Raw genomic sequence first — 2562 nt, forward strand, 5'->3', positions numbered from 1 at the left:
CAGGCGCGTGAGTTCGCCGTCACGCCGCAGCAACTCGCGGAAGGCGCGGCGCGGATCGGCAATCCCGCCCCGGCCGCCGCGCAGCCGGCGCGAACGGCGGCGCGGGATCGCGTCGGGCAGGGCGCGCGCGAAGGCGCGCAGCACCGCATCCTCGTCCAGCGCCGTCAGGGACCGCGCCAGCAGCCGCTCCTGCGCCGTCGCATCCTGACCCGAGGGCTCGTCCTCCTCCGGCTCCGCCAGCGGTTCGAGCCCTGCCGCATCATAGGCGCGCGGCGCCTCCTCGCCCTCCGCCTCGCCGGGCAGGAGGAAGGCGCGGCCGAGGAACACGGCGTCGAACACGTCGTCGAAAGCCTGCCGCCGATCCGGCCCCGGCCCGAACATCGCATGGGCCGCGCGCCGCACATCCTGGATCGAGCGTGGCCCGAGCAGACCGACCGCGGCGAGGAAGCTCTGCGCCTGCTCCGGCGCCGCAGCGAAGCCTTCGGCGCGCAGCGCCGACGGGAAGGCCAGGAAGGGCGCGAGCGCGCGCGGGGGAACGTCAGGCGTCACGCCGCCCCCTGCAGGATGCGGTCGAGCCGCGGCGCGACGAAGGCCAGGTCGTCCTGGTCCTTCAGCACGACGCCGATGGCGCGCGCGAAGGCCGTGGGCCAGGGCGCGCCGCGCGCGTTCAGCAGCGTCGCGGCTTCCGCCCATTCAACCGTCTCGGCGACGCCCGGCGGCTTGGCCAGCGGTTCCGCGCGCAGCTTGCCGACGGCCGCGACAACTTTGTGCGCGGTCTCCCGCGCCACGCTGGAGGCGCGCATCATCACGATCTGCGCCTCGAGCTGCGGGTCGGGGTAGCCGATCCAGTGATAGACGCAGCGGCGGCGCAGCGCCTCGTGCAGTTCCCGCGTCCGGTTGGAGGTGAGGACGACGACCGGCGCCTCCGACGCGCGGATCGTGCCGCGTTCAGGGATGGAGAGGCTGAAATCCGACAGGAACTCCAGCAGGAACGCCTCGAACTCGTGGTCGGATCGGTCGATCTCGTCGATCAGCAGCACCCGTTCCTTCGGGCGCTGCAGCGCCAGCAGCAGCGGCCGCGCGATCAGGAAGTCGTCGCCGTAGAGATTGACGTAGGAATCGCCGGCCTGGCGGATCGCCAGCATCTGCCGCGGGAAGTTCCACTCATACATCGCCGCCGAGGCGTCGATGCCCTCATAGGCCTGCAGCCGCACCAGCTCGCGCCCCAGCACCGCGGCGATCGCCTTCGCGGCCTCGGTCTTGCCGACGCCCGGCGCGCCTTCCAGCAGCAGCGGCTTGCCGAGCGCGAGCGCGAGATAGGCGGCGGTGGCAAGGCCTTCATCGGCCAGGTACTGCGCGTCACGCAGCGCGCGCGCCAGCGCCTCCGGCCCGTCGATCCCGCCGATGACGCGCCTGACCGTCATGCTACAGCCGCTTGCGCGGCTTCGCGCCGCCCTGCGCCTTTAGCCCGCGCAGCACCTTCTCCGGCGTCACGGGCAGTTCGTCGATCCGCACGCCGACGGCGTCGTAGACCGCGTTGACGACGGCCGGCAGCACCGGATTGGCGCACATCTCGCCCGGACCCTTGCCGCCATAGGGCCCGTCCTCGGCGGGGCGTTCCAGCACGCTGATGTGGTGCGGCGCCAGGTCACCCGGCCCCGGCATCAGATAGGTGTTGAAGTCCACCGGGCCATGGTCGCGCGCGGGGTAGTAGGGCTCCGTCGTCTCCCAGGCGGCGTGGCTCATGCCCATCCAGGCACCGCCGCGCAGCTGCTGCTCCACCAGGCGCGGATTCAGCGCGCGCCCGACCTCATAGGCGGACTTCATGTCGGTGACAGTGACCTCGCCGGTCTCGTCGTCCACTTCGACTTCCACCAGCATGGCGGCATGGGCGAAGGTGGAGACCGGCGTCATCTCGCCGGTCTCGGGATCGACGTCGCTGAGCGGGATCAGGAAGATGCCGCGCCCCGCGATGGTGCGGCCCTGCTTGAACTGCGCGGCCTGTGCGGCCGCCATGGTGGTGATAGAACGGCCCGGCGCGCCGCGCACATGGATGTTGCCGCGCCCATCGGTGACGAGGTCGCCGGGGTCCACCTCCAGCTCCTCGGCCGCCGCTTCCAGCATCACAGCGCGCGCCTCCCGCGCGGCCATGATCACGGCATTGCCCATGCGGTGCGTGCCGCGGCTGGCGAAGCTGCCCATGTCGTGCGGGCCGGTGTCGCTGTCGGCGGTGTCCACATAGACATCCTCGACCGGCACGCCGAGCGTCTCGGCCGCGATCTGGCGCGTGACGGACTTCATGCCCTGGCCAAGATCGATCGCCGAGAGCGCCACGGTGAACTTGCCGTCGGGGTTGGAATGGATCAGCGCTTGGCTGGGATCGCCGCCGAGATTCATCCCGATCGGGTAGTTGATCGCCGCGAAGCCGCGGCCGCGGTGCAGGGCCATGGCTCAGCGCTTCCGGAAGCCGGAGAGGGAGGAGAAGCGCATCGCGCCGACGCGCGGCGGCGCCGGCGGCGCGCCGGTCGAGGCCGGCGGCGACGGCGCAGGCGGGGTGGCAGC

3 protein-coding genes are annotated in these 2562 nt (G+C 72.2%); all 3 read right to left on the reverse strand.

The window, feature by feature from the left end; all coding sequences use genetic code 11:
• A partial coding sequence (locus OZN99_RS29455) for a hypothetical protein (RefSeq protein ID WP_408611975.1) occupies positions 1-549 on the reverse strand: 549 nt, incomplete at its 3' end.
• A complete protein-coding gene (locus OZN99_RS29460; protein WP_270938775.1) occupies positions 546-1424 on the reverse strand; it encodes an AAA family ATPase in 879 nt (292 codons plus the stop codon). The genes OZN99_RS29460 and OZN99_RS29455, both read right to left, overlap by 4 nt.
• Position 1425: 1 nt before the next feature.
• The gene (locus tag OZN99_RS29465; protein ID WP_270938776.1) at positions 1426-2448 is read right to left on the reverse strand and encodes a xanthine dehydrogenase family protein molybdopterin-binding subunit; all 1023 of its coding nucleotides are present in this window, start codon (positions 2446-2448) and stop codon (positions 1426-1428) included.
• Between the last annotated feature and the right edge of the window lie 114 nt (positions 2449-2562).

Source organism: Falsiroseomonas oryzae (assembly GCF_027856955.1).
GTDB classification, from domain to species: Bacteria; Pseudomonadota; Alphaproteobacteria; order Acetobacterales; family Acetobacteraceae; genus Falsiroseomonas; species Falsiroseomonas oryzae.